17 protein-coding genes are annotated in these 20,805 nt (G+C 64.6%); 4 read left to right on the top strand and 13 right to left on the bottom strand.

What is annotated here, in order from left to right:
- Positions 1-50 precede the first annotated feature (50 nt).
- Positions 51-896 (top strand): IS5 family transposase, encoded by an 846-nt coding sequence (locus BSF38_RS19620; RefSeq protein ID WP_076342952.1) that lies wholly within the window; start codon positions 51-53, stop codon positions 894-896.
- Between the two features lie 184 nt (positions 897-1,080).
- On the opposite strand, the gene BSF38_RS19615 is transcribed toward BSF38_RS19620, so the two are convergent.
- Positions 1,081-2,256 carry a type I restriction enzyme HsdR N-terminal domain-containing protein gene (locus tag BSF38_RS19615; protein WP_145952241.1) on the bottom strand — a complete coding sequence of 392 codons (1,176 nt, stop codon included), beginning with the start codon at positions 2,254-2,256 and terminating at the stop codon, positions 1,081-1,083.
- 262 nt (positions 2,257-2,518) lie between these two features.
- On the opposite strand from BSF38_RS19615, the gene BSF38_RS19610 reads away from it, so the two are divergent.
- Positions 2,519-3,718: an acetyltransferase domain-containing protein gene (locus tag BSF38_RS19610; RefSeq protein WP_237170527.1), complete on the top strand. Its 1,200-nt coding sequence runs from the start codon at positions 2,519-2,521 to the stop codon at positions 3,716-3,718.
- An 84-nt stretch (positions 3,719-3,802) separates the two neighbouring features.
- On the opposite strand, the gene BSF38_RS19605 is transcribed toward BSF38_RS19610, so the two are convergent.
- The 5 genes from BSF38_RS19605 to BSF38_RS30830 all read right to left on the bottom strand — a co-directional run bounded on the left by BSF38_RS19605 (position 3,803) and on the right by BSF38_RS30830 (position 9,279).
- Entirely contained in the window at positions 3,803-5,422 is a 1,620-nt protein-coding gene (locus BSF38_RS19605) for a TAXI family TRAP transporter solute-binding subunit (RefSeq protein ID WP_076348459.1), read from the bottom strand.
- 478 nt (positions 5,423-5,900) lie between these two features.
- Positions 5,901-6,092: a hypothetical protein gene (locus tag BSF38_RS19600; RefSeq protein ID WP_076348457.1), complete on the bottom strand. Its 192-nt coding sequence runs from the start codon at positions 6,090-6,092 to the stop codon at positions 5,901-5,903.
- A gap of 457 nt (positions 6,093-6,549) precedes the next feature.
- Positions 6,550-7,374 (bottom strand): MOSC domain-containing protein, encoded by an 825-nt coding sequence (locus BSF38_RS19595; RefSeq protein WP_076348455.1) that lies wholly within the window; start codon positions 7,372-7,374, stop codon positions 6,550-6,552.
- 655 nt (positions 7,375-8,029) lie between these two features.
- Positions 8,030-8,857 carry an FkbM family methyltransferase gene (locus BSF38_RS19590; RefSeq protein ID WP_076348453.1) on the bottom strand — a complete coding sequence of 276 codons (828 nt, stop codon included), beginning with the start codon at positions 8,855-8,857 and terminating at the stop codon, positions 8,030-8,032.
- The gene (locus tag BSF38_RS30830) at positions 8,854-9,279 is read right to left on the bottom strand and encodes a hypothetical protein (RefSeq protein WP_145952240.1); all 426 of its coding nucleotides are present in this window, start codon (positions 9,277-9,279) and stop codon (positions 8,854-8,856) included. Before BSF38_RS30830 ends, BSF38_RS19590 begins: the two co-directional genes overlap by 4 nt.
- A gap of 225 nt (positions 9,280-9,504) precedes the next feature.
- Here BSF38_RS30830 and BSF38_RS19580 point away from each other — a divergent pair, with 225 nt between their 5' ends.
- Both BSF38_RS19580 and BSF38_RS19575 read left to right on the top strand, forming a co-directional pair.
- Positions 9,505-10,179, top strand: a complete 675-nt coding sequence (locus tag BSF38_RS19580) for a sugar transferase (protein ID WP_083713099.1) — start codon at positions 9,505-9,507, stop codon at positions 10,177-10,179.
- Between the two features lie 171 nt (positions 10,180-10,350).
- Positions 10,351-12,222 (top strand): tetratricopeptide repeat-containing sulfotransferase family protein, encoded by a 1,872-nt coding sequence (locus BSF38_RS19575; protein ID WP_076348449.1) that lies wholly within the window; start codon positions 10,351-10,353, stop codon positions 12,220-12,222.
- Here the strand turns inward: BSF38_RS19575 and BSF38_RS19570 are convergent.
- The 7 genes from BSF38_RS19570 to clpX all read right to left on the bottom strand — a co-directional run bounded on the left by BSF38_RS19570 (position 12,207) and on the right by clpX (position 20,793).
- Positions 12,207-13,013 (bottom strand): hypothetical protein, encoded by an 807-nt coding sequence (locus BSF38_RS19570; RefSeq protein WP_076348447.1) that lies wholly within the window; start codon positions 13,011-13,013, stop codon positions 12,207-12,209. The two genes, BSF38_RS19575 and BSF38_RS19570, sit on opposite strands and share 16 nt — an antisense overlap.
- A gap of 408 nt (positions 13,014-13,421) precedes the next feature.
- Complete coding sequence (locus BSF38_RS19565; RefSeq protein WP_076348445.1) at positions 13,422-13,874, bottom strand: hypothetical protein; 453 nt, start codon at positions 13,872-13,874, stop codon at positions 13,422-13,424.
- 210 nt (positions 13,875-14,084) lie between these two features.
- Positions 14,085-15,764 (bottom strand): RNA polymerase sigma factor, encoded by a 1,680-nt coding sequence (locus BSF38_RS19560; RefSeq protein ID WP_083713098.1) that lies wholly within the window; start codon positions 15,762-15,764, stop codon positions 14,085-14,087.
- A 233-nt stretch (positions 15,765-15,997) separates the two neighbouring features.
- The gene (locus BSF38_RS19555; protein WP_076348441.1) at positions 15,998-17,380 is read right to left on the bottom strand and encodes a GntP family permease; all 1,383 of its coding nucleotides are present in this window, start codon (positions 17,378-17,380) and stop codon (positions 15,998-16,000) included.
- Between the two features lie 161 nt (positions 17,381-17,541).
- Positions 17,542-17,763, bottom strand: a complete 222-nt coding sequence (locus BSF38_RS19550) for a hypothetical protein (protein WP_076348439.1) — start codon at positions 17,761-17,763, stop codon at positions 17,542-17,544.
- Between the two features lie 70 nt (positions 17,764-17,833).
- The gene (locus tag BSF38_RS19545) at positions 17,834-18,877 is read right to left on the bottom strand and encodes a DUF1559 domain-containing protein (RefSeq protein WP_076348437.1); all 1,044 of its coding nucleotides are present in this window, start codon (positions 18,875-18,877) and stop codon (positions 17,834-17,836) included.
- A 548-nt stretch (positions 18,878-19,425) separates the two neighbouring features.
- Positions 19,426-20,793 carry an ATP-dependent Clp protease ATP-binding subunit ClpX gene (clpX, locus tag BSF38_RS19540; protein ID WP_076351157.1) on the bottom strand — a complete coding sequence of 456 codons (1,368 nt, stop codon included), beginning with the start codon at positions 20,791-20,793 and terminating at the stop codon, positions 19,426-19,428.
- Positions 20,794-20,805: the final 12 nt, after the last annotated feature.

The following is a 20,805-nucleotide window of genomic DNA, read 5'->3' as shown; positions in this document are numbered from 1 at the left end:
TTGTCCTCCCAGGAGGTTCGCAGGATTCATCGCCGCAGGAGCACCGTTCGATGCGTAAGCCCTACCCGTCCGACCTGACCGACGAACAGTGGGCGATCGTCGAGCCCTTGATCCCCGTTCCCCAGGTCGGACGGCCCCGGACCAACGACATGCGGGAGGTGCTCAATGCCATCCTCTACCTCAACCGCTCGGGGTGCCAGTGGGATATGCTGCCGCACGACCTGCCGGCCAAGAGCACCGTCTACAACCACTTCGCCCAGTGGCGGGACGACGGCACATGGCAACTCATCCTGGACGCCCTGCGCCGCCAGGTCCGCACGACGGCCGGGCGGGAGCCGTCCCCAAGCGCCGGGAGCATCGACAGCCAGACGGTCAAGGGGACCGAGACAGGGGGCGAACGGGGCTACGACGGCGGCAAGAAGCTGACCGGCGTGAAACGACATATCATCGTGGATACGCTGGGGTTGCTGCTGGTCGTGGCGGTCTCGGCGGCGTCCGCCGACGACGGGACGCACGCCCCCCAGGTGCTGGGGCGGCTGACGGCCGAGCATCGAAGCCGGTTGGCGTTGGTCTGGGGCGACGGCAAGTATCGCAACCACCACCTCGACGGCTGGCTGGCGGAGGCCTCGGCCGGGTACAGGATCGAGGTCGTGGAGCGGCCGCCGGGAAGCCAAGGGTTTGTGAAGCTGCCGAGGCGCTGGGTGGTGGAGCGGACGTTCGCCTGGCTGGGGCGGCATCGGCGACACAGTCGGAATTACGAGCACCACGCCGAGAGCAGCGAGTCGATGATCCGCATCAGCTCTATTCATCGCATGCTCAAGTTCTTGAAGCCCGATCGCTCAAGGCCGGCGATCCCGTTCAAGTACCATAAAAACCAGGACATCATTACGGGATAGCCTCTAAGACGAGCCCGCGGGCTACGGCCAAATGCTTGCTTGAGCATATACGATCATCGCCAAGGTCAATGATAGTGTTCTAAAGCAAGGGCCGCCACGGAATCGGCTTGAGTAATCAACTATTCTGTAATCGTCGATTAATACAGAAGAAGACTTGCTGGGTTCTCAGGCTCGGACTTTGGTTTTATTCGCCCTGACTCACTGACTCGGCTGTGCTTAAATTTGGTTGAGTCTGGCTTTCTGGTGCATCTGGATCGGTACCGTCGTCGCCTTTGGAATGGATTGCCCTTTGTGAATCCCAGGTGGCGCGGAGGACGTCTCCGAGGCGCTCGATCTCGCTGGCGGCGGCGAGGGTGATACAGGTCCAGCCGGCTTGGGGCGAGTTGGTGACGAATCCGGGGGCCATGGGCTGGACCTGGTCCAATGGCAGGGGGACCCAGACGGTCGGGCGCTTGCGGCCGAGGTAGAGGCGGCACATCACCCAGGTGTAGCGTTCGGCGAGGTGGATCTTGAAGTACGACACCGTGTCTTCGTAGGCGACGGGGCGGCTGGGGCCGAGGTGTCGCCGGACGATCTCGAATGCGGCCAGCTCCTCCTGGGTCGTTTCGATCCGGCTGGATTCCGAGCCCTCGGCGGCGGCCTGGTTGTCGGATCGGGCGGGGTTTTCGAGCACGGCGGTAAGGGTGCGCTGTCGCGCCCACTCGTTGATCGCGTTGGAGAGGACCGGCTTCCAGTCGTCCACGACCTTGTCGCTGATGCGGCGGGTTTCGATGTTGGCGATGGCGAGCTTGACGAATTCACTGGCGGGCTCGAGCAGGCGGTTCAGCTCGGACACGAGCAGGTTCTGCGCCCGCTTCCGTTCGGCGAACGTCCGGATGAGCTGCGTGTTGTACTGCGCCTTCTGGATGAGCGTCAGGAAGTCGAACGGCGGCTGCTCGTCGGTGAGGACGTCCCATTTGACGAACGGCTCCTTGTCCATGATGTTCGGGTTCACCACGTCCGTGAAGAACCGCCATTGGACACCGTTGGTCAGGATTCCCAGCCTCGCCTCGGGCGCCTTGGCGAAGTAGTCGGCGAGCTGCTCGTCGTAGCTGCCGAGCCGCTTGCCGACTTCCTTGGCCTCGACGAAGAAGATCGGCCGGGTCGCCTGGAAGAACGCCCAGTCGATCGGCTTCACCGAGCGATTCGCGCCGAAATCGACCCGGTACTCGGGGACGCATTCGCGCGGGTCGGTCAGGTCGTAGCCCAGGAGGGTGAGCAAGGGCCCGACCAGGCTTTGCTTCGTCGCCTGCTCGTTTCCACGAACGTGCTCCGCAAGCTCCTGGACGCGCTTGACGTACTGCTGCAACGCTTCTCGCATGGCCTTCTCCGGCGAAGTGTTCACCAATCGGCGATGATTGGCGCCATCCATAGCATGCCAGTACCAGGAGCGAGCCGCCAGCGAGTAACTTCGGATTCATGCTTTTTTTCACGGAAACCGGTTGCTCATTGCGCAAATGAATCCCCTACGGTTGATTGGCGCACAGGTTGAGTGTTGGCTTTGGCGGTTTCCATCGAGTATGTTGCTGATCTGGCTTTGCGGGGCTGCTCCCCAGGGCCTTGACTCTGGTGCGGGTGATTCGATGGCTCAAGCGATCTCCGACGTCCCGCGCGTCCGTACCGGGTCCAGGCTCGAAGGCGTGGACTTGCTGCGCGGGCTGGTCATGGTCGTCATGGTCCTCGACCACACGCGGGACTACTTCGGGGACGGATCGATCAGCCCGACCGACCTGAGCAAGGCCGGCGCGGGGCTTTTCTTCACGCGCTGGGTCACGCATTTTTGCGCCCCGACGTTCGCCCTGCTCGCGGGAGTGGGCGCCCGGCTCGCCGGGGAGCGGGGTCTAGATTCCGGGGCGCTCGCGCGATTCCTGCTGACGCGGGGGCTCTGGCTGATCTTCCTGGAGCAGACGGTCGAGAAATTCGGGCTGTTGTTCCGGCTCAACCCGAGCCTCTTGCTCGGCATCGTCCTCTGGTCGATCGGCGGGTCGTTCGTGCTGCTCTCGGCCTTCGTGGCGGCCCGCGTCCCGGCGCGGTTCGTGGGCGCCCTGGGTCTGGTCGTCATCGCCTGCCACAACCTGTTTGACCTCGTCCCTCCCGACGTCGGCGGACTGTTGCGGCCACTCGTGAACTTCCTCCTGAGGCCGGGGATGACCGAGCTGCCGGGAGGCATGACCGTCTTCATCGGCTACCCGCTGATCCCGTGGTTCGCGGTCGTCGCGGTCGGCTACTGGCTCGGTGGCGTCTACGGCCTGGAGCCTCGCCGACGCCGGGCGGTGCTCCTGACGTTCGGCCTGGCGGCGATCGGGCTTTTCGCGGCCCTGCGAACATCAAACGTATACGGCGATCCGCGCCCGTGGCCGTCTGAGGCGGACGGGCTGACGACCGTGCTTTCGTTCGTGAACTGCACGAAGTACCCGCCGTCGTTGCTCTACCTGCTCATGACGCTCGGCCCCGCGCTGGTGGCGCTGTCGGCGTTCGACGGGGGAATCGGAGCCATCGGAAAGCCGCTCGCGACGCTGGGACGGGTGCCGCTGTTCTACTACCTGCTCCAGTGGTACGTCATCCACGGCCTGGCCGTCGCCGTGGCGTTCGCGCGAGGGGAACCGATCGGCTGGCTGTTCGTCGACTCCTTCCCCGTCCAGCCCCCCCTCTCGTCGTCGTTCGGCCTCCCCGCCGTCTACGGATGGTGGCTCGTCGCGCTGGTCATCCTGTACTTCCCCTGCGCGTGGTTCGACCGATACAAGCGCCTCCACCGCGAATCGACCTGGCTGAGTTACCTGTGACATCCAGGCAAGGTCTCTGAGACTCTGGATGAGAGCGACGTTTCCGTCATTCCGAGCCTGCAGGAGGTGGATCGGCAGGAGACTTCAGCGGCCGAAGCAATCAAGGCAGTATTCCTTGATTTTGGCATAAGAGTCCTCAGCGATTTTTCCTTCGGCCAGGTCTCTCACGGCTCGATCGTGGAGATCCAGAACTCGCACGCCGAGCGAGCAGTACTCTTTGATTTTCTCGCATGCGTCTTTATTGATTCGCCCATGAGCGAAGTCGCTGATCACAAGATCGTGCAGCGAATTGATCTGAGTGATCGCATCCGGGAAGGACGCCGCCCCAGGTTGACGGATGTCCTCAAGGACGATGGCGCCGACCAGCGCCCTCACCTGGGAGACGACTCGACGGCTTCTCGTGAGGCTCTTCTTCTCGCGCATCAGCGACGTGATGTAGACGATCTGGCCGATGATCAACCCCATTGAACCTATGATGAGCGGTGAGGAGCTTAACGCCGGCGGAGGTCCTCCTTTATGGAAGGCGAAGGAGGCGTCATGCATCGGGTAGAAGAATTTCTGGTCGGCGGGGGGACGAGGCGGCAGCTTCACGACGTCTCCCATGCGCAAATCATCGTAGAGACCGTGGAGGATGGCGGCGACGACGCCGTCGGCCATGTTGCTTGAGCACGCGAGGATCGTCTGCGTCTTCACCGTAGTGATCCCCAACGAGTGATTAGGAGTCGTGGTTTCAGCGGTTCCCCTCCGTCCCACACCTCCGACCAGGAAGCCCCCCCACGGCAGCGTCGTAACCTCGGCGTAAGGCAGCGCCTGGGCGATCGCCGGCGCCAAGTCGACGTTCAGTAGATGAAGTTCGTGCGGTTCGATGGGCGTTGCCTCATCCATAACTGCGCGGAGATCCTCGGACGACGTGAGCAGGAACACCACGTCGAGACGCCCGCTCTTCAGGTCGTCGAGTTGATCACGCAGCGGGTAGGGATCTATTTCGATGAGCCGCGCGTCGTCTTTTTTGCAGTCGCTTAATACTCCGTAAGTGCGGAGGATCTCGCACGCTATCTCGTTTTGGACGCCACGGCCGGCATGGAACTTCGCCGTGGGTGGAAGATCTTCGATCTGCTTGAACTTCGGCTCGCCGTTCTCAGTCGACCCAACGATGACGTAGAGATACGAATCGTACAAATCGGCGATGGCCCGGACGTTGAGCCGCTCGAGCTTGGATGCGCCCGAGGGTCGAATTCCATCCTGGACGATGATCAAAGCACTGGGATCCTCGTCGAGCCTATGAAGGCGGGCCTCGGTCGTGCGGACGTCGGCTCGCGGGCGCCTGGAGTCGTTTGGCATGCCAGAAGCTTCATCCTTCTGAGCGACATTGACGAACCACTTGGGAAGCTGGTACCAGAGCTTCTCGCCCTGATACCCTTTCCTCTCGAAGAGCGACGCCATCAAAGTAGGGACTCTCGAAGCAGCTCCTTTTTCTGGGAACGCCGAGCCTAGAATCTCCTCCAGCTTCGCGCCGAGCTTCCCTGTCTGCGAGTCGATCGGGCCGGCATAGATTTTGACGACGGACGCCAGGTTGTCGTAAAAGCAAACGTGGCCGAGCAGGACGATCGCCGCGAGCAGGATGTAGAGCCGCATCTGACGCATGAAGATGGGAACAAATGCCATTTGGCGCAGAAGCCACTTTTCTTCTGACTGATGCGCCACGCGGTCGTCATCCCATGCCAGCCTCCAAGTGAGGCGGACTTGAGCCCCGAACTGCCGAAGTTTCGTCCAGAACCCTGATCTCTCATCAGCCGTCGGTTGGGCGCCTGGCTCGCTCTTGACTTACTCCGCTCGGTTGCTGAAGCCGTCGATGACGCCGACGGCTTGCCACATTAGGAATGCTTCATCCGACTGGTGGTCCACCTGACCGCCAGATCGCCCAATCGACGATGGCCCCCGAGGCAAACACCATGAGCAGCCACGAATCAATCGTCGAGACTCAAATGAAGCTCGTAGTCAGGGTTCCTGCACGCCGCCCAAATCATCCGTCTAGTCTTGCCGCGGAGGCAGAACAACATTTTCGTACTGAGTTCGTACTGAGGCTGACCCGTCCTGACATTAATGAACACCATCTTTGTTTGACTGAAGTGAGCTAGGAGATCGTTCGGCCTCTAAAACGGGAGATTGCCGAGCGAAACGATCACGCCGCCAGGTTCGAGTTAAAGGAAAGCGCAAATTGATCCGGCGGCAGGGTGGCGTGCGAGGCGGGCACCGCAGCCGCCATCACCTGGGCTTGGGGAGTTTGCTGGTAAGTCACCTGGGCGAAGCCGCTCAGCTCGGCCGCCACGAGCGCCAGGCCAGCCCCAAACGAGAGTCGCTTCCGGTAGAACATCGTAAGACCTCCAAAAGACAGAGGTAATAAAGAGCGACCCTTCGGCCGCGATGATCAGAATCCCACCGCTCTTGATACAATCTCACCTGTTTCCGATTATTACAACGCCTTGCTCCGCCCACAAGCGATTTTTGTCATTCCGACGCTACTTTTGAGTAACAAAAAGGCACTTCCATATCCAAAACCGCCTAGCCGGCATTAAATTTAATTCACAAACAGGTTTGCTCCCCCACCATTATCGCCATAGTGCGTTTATTGTCCGCGAGGACGAATTCGCCCCACATGGCGAACGGGTGCCATTCCGAAACCCTGTCGGCCTTATTAGGGAAACCAGGCGACGGGATCGACGCCGGCGCAATCGTGGTCGCCAAAGGACGAACAGTCGGCCAGGAACCACGACATCGACGGTCGCGAAGCCTGCGTGGGCCGCGACGGACGGACTTCCGACTCCAGAACGCTAGAGCAGACTGACGGCGTCTCCCACGGCGGTCGTTCCGGCTTGGACGATGGAGGCGTAGACGCCGGCGTTTCCGGCGTTCTTCTGGACGATGGTGCGGAGGATGGCGGGGTCTTTGGGGAGGTCGGCCTGGGGGAGCGTGGTCATGACGCATCGGGGGCATGGGGAGTCGATGCGGAGGAGGACGGCGCCGATCTGGAGGGTCCGGCCGATCCAGGCGTGCTCGGCGAAGCCGTCGATCCCTTCGGCGGGCTCGATCACGAGGTTCGGGCGGAACCGCCGGACGTCGAAACGGCTGTCGGGCGCGAGGGCCTGAAAACGGTTGAGCGTGGCGGTTGTGATGAGGTGGATCATCGCGCCGTCGAAGAACGACCCCGGCGGAAACTCGAATTCAAACGCCTCGTCCGGAGCGGGGAGCCATTCGTGGTCGGGCCAGTAGCCTTCGGCGATCGCTCCCTCGAAGGCCGACCGCGCCAGCCGCACGGGGCGGCCGACGGCGTCGGACAGCCGCGCATCCACGTCGGCCTGGTCCGTGGTCAACACGTCGCCGCCCGGCAGGGTGATCCGAACCGGAGGCGGCGACGAGGCGTCGCCGGACGGCCCCACGATCGCCGCGCGGAACTCGAAAAGGTTGGGCCACCGCCTGGGATTCTTGGCGCTGGCCACCTTGCCGGTTTCGAGATCGACCAGGGCGTAAGCCCGATCCCCTCGCAGGCCGCGCTCAGTCACTTCCGCGACGTCCAGTTCCTCACCGATCATCGACTTGATCGGATAGCGACGCATCGACCCGACACGTCCAACGACAGTCGCTTGCGCATTTGCCATCTGGATGTTCCTTTGCTACAGCCTGTTTCCCCACGAAAAGGATCGTGAATCGGCCGTGCCGCAACGTCCAGGATAACCAAAGGCCGGGCGTCTGGCGCGATTTACTGTTGGGTTGCACACGTGGCGATGGCTCTATTCCCTTCTCGCCGCGCGGGGAGAAGATCCCCCGAAGGGCAATAAGTGTTCGGCACGAGATTTGAGATGGCGTTGGAAGCGAACCGATTTTTAGCCGGCCTCTGTGAGGCCGGTCCCATGCCGATCTGGAGTGTGACGGCTTGCCGCCGCGCGTAACACGCGGCCCATCCGGAAAAACCCCCGCACTCCAATAGAGGAGGTGGGAGGCCGATCCGGTCCCAAGGCGCGCGTGCCGGGGTCACAGCCCCAACTACAACCATGCAGGCGGTCCCAAAGCGCGCGATCGACTTCGAGCTTCTGCGAGCGAATGTCGAGCCGAACACGATTGCCCCGAAGGAGAGGATTCGGGGACTTCGATCACCTCGGCCTTCGAAAATCCCCGTGATTCCCCCCCTCATCCGGTCGTTCCGACTGCGTTCTCCCTCAAGGGAGAACGCATGACCGCGACAGCATGTTGTAATAGCTGTATGCAACCCAAACGGAAGTCGCGCTAATGGCACCAATGGCCGCGCGGCGACGCTCAGGCGATCCCGGCTCCATTCTTCCGCGACGCCCGTTCTTCGCGCTGGATTCGAGGCGCGGGTTCGTCGGCGAACGGCGGAGCCCGGAAGACGAAGCTGGCGTTGCTCTGAGGGTCGGCGAAAGCGCCCAGGTCGTCGTCGATCGGCTCGGGGTCGAGGAGGTAGCCGCAGTCTTCGAGGAGGGCGAGCACGTCGTCGCGGGGGACGTCGCGATGGATCTCCAGAACGACCTTGGGCCGGTGGGTTTCCAGCAGCGAGCGCATGCCGCGCAGGGCGTCAAGCTCCATGCCCTGGACGTCGATCTTGATCCCGTGGACGACCGGATCGTCGCCGGCGACGCCGTCCCAGATCGCGTCGAGGCCGACGGCGGTGATCACGATCATCTCGACGTGGCCGTCGGCCGGCAGTTGCGAGTCGATCATGCCGCGCTCGGTCGCGAACCGCGAGACGGTGGGCCGGGGGGCGTCGGACAGCGCGAACGGCAGGCAGACGAGCTGGTCGAGCCGGTTGGCGCGGCCGGTCCCTTCAAGGCAGGCCGCGGTGGCCAGCGCGGGCTCGAACGCGAAGACCCGGCCGTTCGGCCCGACGGCCCGGCACATGGCGAGGCTGGTGTAGCCGCAGTTGGCGCCGACGTCGAGCCAGGTCTCGCCCGCCCGGGCGTTGTCCAGCAGCCAGTTGGTCAGCTTCCGCTCGGTGTAACCGAGGATCGCCGCCGGGTAGTCGTGCCACGAGGTCACGATCCGCATGCCGCGAAGCGGGCCGCTGAAGATCCGGTGGGCCGAGGCGCGGCGGGGGAGCATTCGCCTGACGAGCGACTTCGCGTTCATAGATGACGACTCCTGGGAGCGGGTGTATCGAGATCCATCTCAAAGCGAGAGCGGCGCGACGGCGCAAGGCATTTCTCTTCGACGTGGCAATCCATCGCGCGTTGGATCGCCTCGTTCACGACGTCGTGGCAGCGGGGCCAGTCGTGGGACGAAGCGGCGTATGAGGCGAAGAACGCGACGAAGACGCCGCGCTCGGACGCGAGGTCGAGGTCGACCTTGCGGCTCGGGATCTCGGGGTCCCGCCGACGTCGCAACACCGGTTCCCAGCGCGCGAGCCGTCGGCCCGCGCTGGAAACGACGCCGTCGCCGCTCGATGCAACGCGGTCCAAGCCTGAAACGCGCGCCGAACGTGATGGAGCGGCAAAGGTGCGCACGCAATCATCCTTGATCGAAGGTGCATCCATCCTGAGGTCGGCCCACACTATGGCACAGCGTCGAGCGGAACGTCAAGGCGGGAAGGATCGAAAACGGTGGACGCGAGATCGAGAGAGCGGGCGCGCGCCGGAGTTCGTGGCGGAAGCCATTGACGCGGTCGCAAGTCTGCGGTACGACCTCCTGCGCAGCCCTGCCGACATGCATTAAACAGCGTTAATCTCAGCCCTGGAAGAATTTGCATCCGAGCCACATAACCATTCAGGGACATGCGAATGTCATCAATAGAATTTCCGCTCGTCGGCCCGCACACGGCCGCTAGGTTCGACGATCTCCTGAGCCGGCCGGTGAAGCGGTTGATGGACATGGCCGGGGCGGCGCTGGGATTGATCCTCCTGTCACCCGTCCTGTTATTGGTTGCGATCCTGGTGCGGCTCGACACTCCCGGGCCGGCCGTCTTCCGCCAGCAACGGATGGGCCGGGGCGGGCGTCTCTTCTGGTGCCTGAAGTTCCGCTCGATGACGGTCGACGCCGACGAACTCCTGGGCCAACTCGAAAGTCGTAATGAGTCGCCCGACGGCGTCATGTTCCAGATGAAGGACGACCCCCGGGTCACTCGGGTGGGCCGATTCCTTCGCCGCTCCAGCCTGGACGAACTGCCCCAGCTCTGGAACATCCTGCGAGGCGAAATGAGCCTGATCGGGCCCCGCCCGCTCTCTCTTCCCGAGTGCCGGAAGCTGGCGAGCCTCGATCCCGAGCCCTTCCGGACGCGGCTCGCGGTCCTGCCCGGCCTCACCGGTCTGGCCCAGGTCTCCGGCCGGCGCGACCTCTCGTCGCTCCGAACCCTCGAACTCGATCGTCGATACGTCCGCGAGTGGTCGCTGGGAATGGACCTGACGATCCTCGCGCGCACCGTCGTCGTCGTGCTAAGCCGCGACGGAGTCGATTGAAGCCCTTCCGCCTCCCCGCGAAACGCCCCGTTCTCCTCGCGCGTTTTGTAGGATAGTCTCACCCGGTCATCGCGGGTTGTCGCTTAATGGGGAATACAAGCCGCAACGGCGCGATTCGGACCGGCGGCGCGTTCGCGAGGCTTCCACGGTTCTTGCCAATGGGTGCGAGCCATGCCAGTCGACCTGAGCGACGCCCTGCTGCAACACGGGTTGGGCCATCTCGATCGAGCCGCCCAAGACTACCAGGCGGCGCTGGACGAAGATCCCGATCGGCCCGATGCGCTCTATCTGCTGGGCCTGGTGGCGCTTCAACGCGGCGACCCGTCGCGGGCCTTCACGCTGATGGGCAAGGCGGTCGCCTTCCGTCCCGAAGAGGCGGATTATCACGCGGGGCTCGCCGAGGTCCACCGGGCTCTTGGCCAGTTTGACCACGCCGTCGCCTGTTGCCGGGAAGCCGCGCGGCTCCGGCCCGACAGCCCAGAGCACCTCGGCAACCTGGGGGCGATCCTGGTCGACCGAGGGGAGGTCGACGCCGCCGTCGGCTGCTTCCGCGAGGCGCTTCGGCTCCGTCCCGAATTCGTCGCCGCCCACAACAATCTGGGCAACGCCCTGCTGATCCAGGGGGACGCGACGGCCGCGCTCGATCATTTCCGGATCGCCGCGCGGCTCGATCCGGAGTCGGGCGAGCCTCACCTCAATCTCGGGGCGATCCTCATGGGCCGGGGAGAGTTGAAGGAGTCGCTCGTCCATTGCCGGGAGGCGGTCCGCCTCCGTCCCGACCTGCTCGCGGCCCGAATCCACCTCGGCAACGTCCTCCTGATGCTCGGCCGGCTCGACGAGGCCGAGGCCTGCTTCCGCGAGGTGATCCGACTCCGCCCCGATCTGGCCGCCGCCCACGCCAACCTCGCCGGGATTCTGGAACAGCGCGGCGATTTCGAGCAAGCGATGGAGTCGCTCCGCGCGACCTTGCGGCATGCGCCTCGACACGCCGGGGCGCTCGCCCTGCTGGCGACTCGATTGCGCGGCAAACTCCCCGACGCCGACCGGGCCGTGATCGAGGGGCTGCTGGCCGACCCGGGCCTCCCGCCGGATCAACGCTGGCCGCTTCAGTTCGGGCTTGGCCAGGTGCTCGACGCCCAAGGCGAGTTCGAGCGCGCCGCCGGGGTCGCCGCCGAGGCCAACGCATTGCAACGGGCCGATCTCAACAGGCGGGGGCTTGGCTATGATCCCGGAGCCTTCAAGGCGTTCGTCGATCCGTTGCTCTCGTCCTTCACGCCCGCGTTCTTCGCGAAGGTCCGGGGGTGGGGTTTGGAGTCGGACCGGCCGGTCTTCGTCGTGGGCCTCCCTCGGTCTGGCACGACCCTGATCGAGCAGATCCTCGCGAGCCATCCGCGCGTGTTCGGGGCCGGCGAGCTGAGGCTGGCGAAACAGACATTCAAGGCGATGACCGAGGCGACGGGCCGCGCCGGAAACCTCCAGGAATGCCTGGACGGCCTCGGGCGCGACGCGTTGAACCTGCTCGCCCGCCGACATCTCGACAAGCTGGCGGCCTTGAACGGGTCGGCCGACCGGATCGTGGACAAGATGCCGGAGAACTACCTGTACCTGGGCCTGATCGCCGCGCTGTTCCCGAACGCGAAGTTGATCCATTGCCGGCGCGACCTGCGCGACACCGCCGTGTCGTGCTGGATGACCAACTTCGGGCAGGTTCGGTGGGCCTGCGACCTAGAGCACATCGCGGCGCGGGCGGCCGAATACCGGCGCGTCATGGACCACTGGCGCCGCGCGCTGCCGACCCCGATCTTCGAGGTCGACTACGAAGCGGTCGTCGCCGATCTGGAAGCGACGTCGCGGACCCTGGTCGATTGGTGCGGCCTGGAATGGAACCCCGCGTGCCTGGACTTCCACACGACCCGTCGTTCCGTGCAGACCGTGAGCGTCGCCCAGGTGCGCCTCCCGATCTATCACAGCTCGGTGGGTCGTTGGAAGAACTACGAGCCGTCGCTCTCCTCATTGTTCGCGAAACTCTATTGCGACGAGTAAGCGACCGACCGGGCCGACGACGTTTGCCCGGCCGCCTGCTTCATCAGTTCCGCACGAACCTTGGGGATGAGCATCACGACATGGAAGGCGAGCAGCAGGCAGAGGAAAATGCCCGCGATGATTCCGACCGCGTAGCCCGACGAGAAGCTCCCGACCAACGCGGCTGACATGATGAGCGCCGGGAAGACCTTCTGGCTATGCTCCTTGAGCTTCGAGCGGTCGCGGATCGTCGCCAGATAGATGGAGGCCGCCAGAACGAGGTAGAAGGCGTTGCAGCTCATCGACGTCCCGATCCGCCACGGAGGGAAGAACGCGACGACCGCAACGATGCAGCCGATGAGCGAGACCGCCAGCATCGCGGTGTGTCGCGGGTTCCAGACCAACGGGTTGGTGAACGGCCCGACCGAGCTGAGGAGGACGAGCGATCCCCAGTAAGCCAGGGTCGCGCCCGCCGCCATGAATCCAAAGGCCTGCTCGCGCGCCCAGTCTCCGGTGGCGTGCACGATCTCGCGAGTGAAGGGCGAGTTGCGTCGCGGTTCGCCGCGCGCGTCGCGGCCGCCCGACTCCAGTACATAGTTGTATTCGCCTGTCCGGATGATGTTCCGGCCCATCCTCCAGAGGCCGTACCCCGCCCCCAGGCACAACGCCGCGATGAACAGACGCTGGAGCAATTCCACGAAGAACGACCGGCGCGGGAGCACCTTCACCACGGCGGCCGAATCTCCGGCCGAATCTGCCGGCGGCGGCGATTCGTGGCGCGGGCTCGTCCCGCTCTTCCGCCGCTTGCTCATGAGTCATTCCTGCTCTATTCGCTCGTGGAGCCTGACGGAGAACCGATTCGCACGAGCTCTCCGAGTCGATCGCGCCTGGCCTATTCCGGCGACACCTCCACCAATCCCCAGTGATTGGCGGCGTCCACAGTTTGCCAGCTTCGGCGTCAGGATGCGAGGGAGGCGTCGATTCGAAGCGTCCCAGGTCGCTCCCAGGGTGCGTCTTGCCAATCCCCGGAATTTCAGGCCCGCGTCCGGCGTTTGAGCGGTTTGCGTTTGGATTGCACACGTGGGGGCGTCCCTTGTGGGCGGTCGATCGGCGTCGGCGACTGCGGCGACCCCCGCAATTCGGGCGCCCACAAGGGACGCCCCTACAGTAATGCGGTCTTTCGGACACCCCGGCTGTGCGCAACTCAAAGGTGAACCGCTCTAGAACGCCCCGATCTTCTTCCTCGCCTCTCCCGCGGAAGTTCGGCAGTCGACGTCTGGGCCGACGACGATTTCGAGTTCCTTGACCGGCTCGGGAGCCGCGGGAGAGGAAAGCTCGGGAGCCCCGCTGAGCCGGCCGTACTCATCCCAGGCGGTGAGGACTCGACCTCGGCCGTTCTCGAGCGTGAAGACCTCGCGATAGAGCTCGACTCCGGCTTGATGCATGGTCAGAAGATGATCGCCCGGCGGCAGTTCGCAGCTCACGGGGTGTTCCCAGGGGCGATCGACGGTGAACCGGAATTCGTCGATCCGGATCTCCACATCCGGCACGCCGACGTGGACGATCACCTCGGATTCCTCGCGAACCGCTCCGCTCGACGCCTGCCAGGCGAGCAAGACCGTGAGCGCGGCGGCCCCCGTCCACTTCGCCACATGGATCAGCAACTTGATCACGGCTGTCTCCCTTACTTCTGGAGGAACGGTTCTCATCGAACGACGGCTCCGGGGACGCCGCGCACAGCGCGCGGAGGCCCCGGGTCTCGACGGATCGAGACATGCCAACAACCTGGGTCGAAGCGCGCCGGGGCGCGGCGGAGCGGCGCGAACCGAGATCCACGAATCAGGACGACCGGAATGAGAACGCCATCGCTTCCGGGGAGGAGATCAGCGAGGGCCGTCGAGGATCAGCTCGCCGATCGTTCGGGCGTCGAAACCCTTGAATACGCCCTGGTAGGGGGCCCAGGAATACCACGACGCGAGCTTGCGGTCGCGGTCGCGGTCCACGAGGACCACGTCGAGCCCCAGCCGTTTACCGGGCTCCAGCCGTGACGGTCGATCGGGGTAGTGATCGAACGGCTGGACGGCCCATTCGTAGGTCGTAATTCCATTTTCGTGTCGGCGAGTCTTCATCTTCGTCTTGGTCTTGGACGTATCACCATAAAGGAGCGCGGGATTGGCCATCTCGGCATTGTTGTATGCGGGCGCTTCGCCGGGCAGACCCACGTACTGGATCACGGGCATGATCGCGGCGTCCAGAACGCCAGGAACCACGGACGCCGGGGAGGAGTCGTTCTGATCGCTGAGCATGCCTTGGAGGTAGATTTCGGTCGCGTCCGAACTGACTTGACTCTTGCCGCTGACGACGACGTCGGCGTCGTGAGTTTGGACGGCCACGTAGATCAGGGACGTCTCACGGTCGTACCCCACCATGAAGTAGGAGTCGGGGTCTTCGTCGAATTCGCCGCCTCCCGGGTCGTAATCGCCGGACCCCTGAAGCCGATGCTCGATTTTGTACTTTTGCATGTTGCTCGGCCAATCGTCGAGCGAGCCATCGATCGTGATGCCGCGAAGCGGGAAGGCGATCGCGGAGGGAGAGCGGCTGGGGGTCGTGTCTTGGCTCGTGGGAGGCGTATCGCCCTGAGGAGGCTTGGGGGCGTCGACGGCCGAGAGGACGGACGTGGCGATCCGGGGGCCCAGGTCGCTGTAGGCCGCCGTCGCCAGCACTCCCGCCCCGGCGCCGATCATCGCGAACGCAGCCAGGCTGATCCGGGCGGCGACGGCCGATTTCAGGATCATGAGACGCGGGATCGACGTCGCCGTGACGGCCGCCAGGGCCGTCGTGACGGAGCTTGGAGCGGTCGCCAACCGGCAGACCTGGTCGACGAGCGGGGTCATGGCCGCCGCGGATTCTCGCGAGGAGAGGGCGGCCGCCAGAACGCTCGCCCCCGGGGCGACCCCCCGCCTGACCAGCCGGGTCCGGAGTTGTTCCTTGGCGCGAGAGAGACGGCTCTCCACGGTTCCAACCGGGCAGCCCAGGCGATGGGCCACTTCCTGATGCCTCATCCCCTCAAGGTGACAGAGGACCAACGGAAGCCGGTAGTGCTCCGGCAGGCGGTGGATTTCTTCGTCGATGATCGCCCGAAGTTCGGCCTGCTCATGGTCGTGCGCCTGCTGGTAGGGTCGGTTGTACGACCGCTGCTCCACCACGAGGCGACGGGCCGCGGCGCTCTTGGCCTTTCTTGCGACCCGATTCGCCACGCCGTGGAGCCATCCGCCCAGCAATTCGCGATTGCGAAGGCCCCGGGCTTTCTTCACAAGGATCATGAACGTGGCCTGAAAGGCGTCGTCGGCCGCGGCCGGGTCGTCCAGAATCCGTCGGCAGACAGACAGGACCATCGGCCCGTGACGGATCACGAGCGCTCGAAACGCGGCCTCGCTCCCCTCGCCCGGGATCAAGAATCGCGCCACGAGCTGACCGTCGTCGACCCCGCCCGTGGCCCCGAGTTGAAACAGGGTCTCGACGTCCCTCGCGATCTTTCCCAATCCCCGAATCGGCATTCCCATGCTCCTGGATCCTGAACCTCCCGATCCTTGCCCTACTCTGCCGCGAACCCCGGAAAACCTTCCACGAATTTTCTCAAACCGCCGGCAGCCCTGTAGACGGCAGTTCGCGTTTCTTATTCGGGGATTCGCGATTTGGAGGAAAAGAGCACGGAGAAACTGCGCATCCCCTGCCTTCGGAGGTCCTCCAGGCAATCTGGGCGACTTCGCGCCGGGTGGGTTCGCGGACGCCGGATTCAGGCCCAGGCGGTGGCCGCGGCGGCGAGCGCGAAGACGGTGGACGTCTTGAGGAGCGTGATGGCGAAGATGTCGGGGTAGGATTGGCGGTGGGTCAGCCCGGTGATCGCCAGCAGGGTGATGACCGCGCCGTTGTGCGGGAGGGTGTCCATGCCGCCGGAGGCCATCGAGGCGATCCGGTGGAGCCACTCGGGGCTGATCCCCTGCGCCTTGGCCGCTTCCAGGTAATGCGCTCCCATCACCTCGAGAGCGATCGACAGGCCACCCGAGGCGGAGCCGGTGATCCCGGAGAGGATGTTCACCGCCACCGCTTCCGAGATCAGCACCGACTGACTCAGGCCGAGCACGCCGTTGCGGATGACTTGAAAACCTGGCAGGGTCTTGATGACCGAGCCGTAGCCGACTTCCGACGCGGTGTTGAAGATCGCCAGCAAGGCGCCCGAGGTCGCCGCCGTCAGCGAGACCGTGAGCGAGCCCCGAAGCCGCCGCGCGTTGAGCGCGAGCGTGGCCGTGATCCCGATGCCGAGGGCCGTGATCAGGGCCCAGGTCGGCGAGGCCGTCCGCACGTTGATCGTTGGAAACGTGCTTCGGAGGACGTCTTCGGAGTACCAGCCGGCGATCGACCACGACGTCCGGCTGGCGACGAAGTTGGCGGCCAGCACCAAGAGCAACGGCAAGACCGCCACGGGGAGACTCGGCAGGTCGAGGTCGGGCTTCGGTTCGGGCTCGTTCGCGTGGCCGGCGCCATAACCTTCGCCGGCCGACGCGGCCGACGCGCGCCGGCGGTCAAGCCAGATCAGGCCGCCGATCAGGATCACGGCCCCGCCCAGGCAGCCGAGCACCGGGGCGGCATAGGCGTCGGTGCCGAAGGTCCGCGTCGGGATCAGGTTTTGGATCTGCGGCGAGCCCGGCAGCGCGTCCATCGTCAGCGTGAACGCCCCCAAGGCGATCGCGCCGGGGAGGAGTCGCTTGGGAATCCCGGCCGCCTTGAACAGGGCCGCGCCGAACGGGTAGACGGCGAACGCCACCACGAAGAGCGAGACCCCGCCGTACGTCAGCACGGCGCAGGCGAGCACCACGGCCGGGATGGCGCGCCGCGAGCCGAACGCGCGGACGATCGCCCGAGCGATCGAGGCCGCCGCGCCCCCCGCTTCCATCAGCTTTCCGAAGATCGCCCCGAGCAAGAAGACGGGGAAAAACGCTCGAACGTAATCGGCCGCGCCGTTCATGAACGAATCAGTATACCCCGGCAGGATCGGAACCCCCGACAAGGCCAAGGCTGCCGCCGCGCAGATCGGCGCGAAGACGATGACCGGCAAGCCCCGGTAGGCGATCGCCATCAGCAAGACCAGCGAAAACACGATCGCTGCGACGCCCAGCATCCTACTCCCTCGTCTTGATGAGCCCGATCGCGTTGGGCTTCACGAAGGCGCGGCCCACGACCCCGGCGACTCGGAGAGCATAGTCCGCCGCCAGCGGCCCCACAAGCCGTCTCCCCCCGGCGGAGGAGACGGCCGCAGTCGCATCGACCGAGACGCCTTCGTCAATGCTTGGGGATGGGGGGCGGCCCACCCAACCCAGTGGGAACCTTGCTCTTGGCCGCCTTCTTCGACTTCGCCGGCTTCATCAGGTCGTCGGTCGGCGCTTTGGGAGGCGCCCCCGAGATGCCTTCCGACGACTCGAGGCCCGCCGTGCTGCCGCCGCAGCCGGACGCGATGACGAGCGCCAGGCCCACGATCCCGCATCGAAACTTGGTCGTTCGCATGAAAAAATTTCTCCTCGACGCCGCCCCGCGCGAGGTCGGCGAGCCGGCGTCCGGGAAGCTTCGGATCGAATCAATACGCGTCGGCGCTCACGACTTCGCCGCCGTTGCGGCTGGCGAGCGCCCACCAGGTCTGCATGTTCACCGAATCCTTGACGAACCGGACCGAGCCGTCGGCGAAGCCCATGTTGACGCCGCCCGAATGGTGGCTGTTGGCCGTCGGCGCCGCGTGGATCGTGCTGGGGTCGGGCCCGTAACCACTGCACGACGTTTTATTCGGCGTGTTCCAGTGAACATAGGTCGTGTTGGCCGATTCGTAGGGCATGTTCTGCGTGTAGCTCCAGCCGAAGACCCAGGTCCCCGCCGAAGGCGTCGTGTTGGGCAGCGAGTTGCAGCCCTGAATGAAGTCGAGGGCGAGCTGGGTGCCGTTGGGAGCGTTCGGCGCCCCCGAGGTGAAGCCCGGGACGGCGTAATAGCCCTTTTTGCTCTGGTTCGAGCTCAGCAGGATGACGGGGTTGCCGTTGAGCCCGCCGGTGTGCTCGCTCAGGAGAGCTGTGTTTGACGTGCCGTCGGTGATCGATGCGATCGTGATCGGACCGCCCCCGGTGGGGTACCATAAGTTCGGCACCGCCGGCACGATCACGCCGTTCCAGAACTGCATCGGCACCGGCCCGCCCAGGTTGCCCGCGTAAGTCGACGTCGCCCAGTAACCGCTGGGCCGGACGGTCGTGTCGTCCGATGGGCACAGGAACACGCTCGGTTGCACGATTCCGGCCGTCGTGTTCGCCATGTCGTTCATGTACAGGTTGAAATTGATCGTGTTGAAGACCGTGCCTTGCTCGAGGCCTCCGAGGATCGACGCCATCCAGCCGGTATACCCCGGCCCCCACCCGCAGCTCGGGCAGTTCTGCATCGACATCAGCGGTAGTACGTCATTCGACGAGATGTAATTGTGGACCGCCAAACCGATCTGCTTCATGTTGTTCACGCACTGCGCACGCCGGGCCGCCTCGCGCGCGGACTGGACGGCTGGTAACAGCAGCGCAATGAGCACCGCGATGATCGCGATGACCACCAACAACTCGATTAAAGTAAAGGCGCGACGCGGCTTCGCCATGGGCGATACTCCCCTGACTCGATCTGGTACGACGGGCCTTCCATGAAGACCCAATGAAGAGGGCACGATACGGAGAACCCTAATTCAATAACACACGCCATGCAAGACATTCGCCGCGCAATCAAGGGAAAACCAGGAACTCTTAAGCCGCCTGGCGCTGCGGGCTGCTCCGGAAATCGCCTGTGGGACGATCGGGGAGCGAAATACAAGCCATCATGACGCCGTGGAAACACCCGGCCTCATGAAAATGGGGAGGTGACCGGGTTTGGGTGGCTGTGGCAGAAATGCCACAGCAACGAGGGCCGAGGCGTCTCTCCTGGGGTATCGCTTCGCTCCACCATAGCCATTCAGTCGTACTCGGCATTGAGACGAGGGGGTGCCCCCAACCGTCCGAGTGACGCAGGTCCACGGAGTTCGTGGCGCTAACCAAGGTGGGTCGTGGCGAAGGCTCGCAAGCGCGCGGCAGCCCACGGGTCGCCGTCGCGGGGAGCGAGGCGAGCCGGGGCGGCGCATTGGTTTGGCTCGGTTCGGCGGTCAGCCGAACTAGCTCAGGCGCTTTCTTTCTTCCGGTCGGGCTTGGTGGGGGTGAGCGGGACGGGGGCGGCGTCGAAGAGGTTCTTCTCTTTGCGGACGATCTCGCCGGTGACGACGAACTTGCCCTTGTCCTTGGCGGGTCGGTCGGGCAGCTCGAACATGATGTCGAGCATGATCTCCTCGACTATCGAGCGGAGGCCGCGGGCGCCGGTGTCTTTGGCTTTGGCCTTCTTGGCGATCTCCTGGAGGGCGTCGGGCGTGAACTCGACGTCGGCGCCTTCCATGTCGAAGAACCGCTTGTATTGCTTCACGAGCGCGTTGCGGGGCTCGGTCATGATTTGCACGAGCGCGCTCTCGTCGAGCGGCATCAGCGGGCAGATGACCGGCAGGCGGCCGATGAACTCGGGGATCATGCCGAATTCGAGGAGGTCGTCGGACGTGACCTTGCCCAGCAGTTCGCCCAGGTCGGTGTGCTGCTCGATCTGGGTCTGGCTGCCGAAGCCGATGGTCTTGCGGCCGACGCGGCGGGCGATGATGTTTTCGAGGCCGACGAACGTGCCGCCGCAGATGAACAGGATGTTGCTGGTGTCCATCTGGATGTACTGTTGCTCGGGATGCTTGCGGCCCCCCTGCGGCGGGACGTTGGCGACGGTCCCTTCGAGCATCTTCAAGAGGGCCTGCTGGACCCCTTCGCCCGAGACGTCGCGGGTGATCGAGACGTTGTGGGTCGTCTTGCCGATCTTGTCGATCTCGTCGATGTAGATGATCCCCCGCTGCGCGGCTTCGAGGTCGAAGTCGGCGGCGTGGAGCAGCTTGAGGAGGATGTTCTCGACGTCCTCGCCGACGTAGCCGGCCTCGGTCAGCGTGGTGGCGTCGCCGATGGCGAACGGCACGTTGAGGATGCGGGCGAGGGTCCGGGCCAGCAGGGTCTTGCCGCAGCCGGTCGGTCCGATCAAGAGGATGTTCGACTTGTCGAGTTCGATCTCCTGGTCCGGCTCTTCGCCATGGACCAGCCGCTTGTAATGGTTGTGCAGGGCGACCGAGAGGACCTTCTTGGCGCGGTCCTGGCCGATCACATAGGCGTCGAGCTGGGTCTTGATCTCGCGAGGGGTGGGGATGTCGGTGAACAGGGTCTTGGGAACCCCGCGACGGCGACGCTCTTGGTCGAGGATCGACTGGCAGAGCTCGATGCACTCGCCGCAGATATACACGTCGCCGGGGCCTTCGACAAGCGGGCCGACGTCGCGAAAGCTCTTGCGGCAGAAGGAGCAGTAGGCGTTCTTCTTGGTGCTCCCCGACGAGCCGGAGGTGAGGCCCCCGCCCCCTCCTCGCTTGCCACCGCTTCCCGAGCCCCCTCCCGTGACGTCTTTACCTGACGGCATGCCAAGCCCTTT

Source organism: Paludisphaera borealis, from assembly GCF_001956985.1.
GTDB classification, from domain to species: domain Bacteria; phylum Planctomycetota; class Planctomycetia; order Isosphaerales; family Isosphaeraceae; genus Paludisphaera; species Paludisphaera borealis.
Note: the sequence above shows the minus strand (reverse complement) of the source record. Positions and strands in the feature narration are given on the sequence as shown.

Coding starts and splice junctions, on each gene's coding strand:
- BSF38_RS19620 (WP_076342952.1), top strand. CDS start 51: ATGCGTAAGCCCTACCCGTCCGACCTGACCGACGAACAGTGGGCGATC.
- BSF38_RS19615 (WP_145952241.1), bottom strand. CDS start 2,256: ATGCGAGAAGCGTTGCAGCAGTACGTCAAGCGCGTCCAGGAGCTTGCG.
- BSF38_RS19610 (WP_237170527.1), top strand. CDS start 2,519: ATGGCTCAAGCGATCTCCGACGTCCCGCGCGTCCGTACCGGGTCCAGG.
- BSF38_RS19600 (WP_076348457.1), bottom strand. CDS start 6,092: ATGTTCTACCGGAAGCGACTCTCGTTTGGGGCTGGCCTGGCGCTCGTG.
- BSF38_RS19595 (WP_076348455.1), bottom strand. CDS start 7,374: ATGGCAAATGCGCAAGCGACTGTCGTTGGACGTGTCGGGTCGATGCGT.
- BSF38_RS19590 (WP_076348453.1), bottom strand. CDS start 8,857: ATGAACGCGAAGTCGCTCGTCAGGCGAATGCTCCCCCGCCGCGCCTCG.
- BSF38_RS19580 (WP_083713099.1), top strand. CDS start 9,505: ATGTCATCAATAGAATTTCCGCTCGTCGGCCCGCACACGGCCGCTAGG.
- BSF38_RS19575 (WP_076348449.1), top strand. CDS start 10,351: ATGCCAGTCGACCTGAGCGACGCCCTGCTGCAACACGGGTTGGGCCAT.
- BSF38_RS19570 (WP_076348447.1), bottom strand. CDS start 13,013: ATGAGCAAGCGGCGGAAGAGCGGGACGAGCCCGCGCCACGAATCGCCG.
- BSF38_RS19560 (WP_083713098.1), bottom strand. CDS start 15,764: ATGGGAATGCCGATTCGGGGATTGGGAAAGATCGCGAGGGACGTCGAG.
- BSF38_RS19555 (WP_076348441.1), bottom strand. CDS start 17,380: ATGCTGGGCGTCGCAGCGATCGTGTTTTCGCTGGTCTTGCTGATGGCG.
- BSF38_RS19550 (WP_076348439.1), bottom strand. CDS start 17,763: ATGCGAACGACCAAGTTTCGATGCGGGATCGTGGGCCTGGCGCTCGTC.
- BSF38_RS19545 (WP_076348437.1), bottom strand. CDS start 18,877: ATGGCGAAGCCGCGTCGCGCCTTTACTTTAATCGAGTTGTTGGTGGTC.
- clpX (WP_076351157.1), bottom strand. CDS start 20,793: ATGCCGTCAGGTAAAGACGTCACGGGAGGGGGCTCGGGAAGCGGTGGC.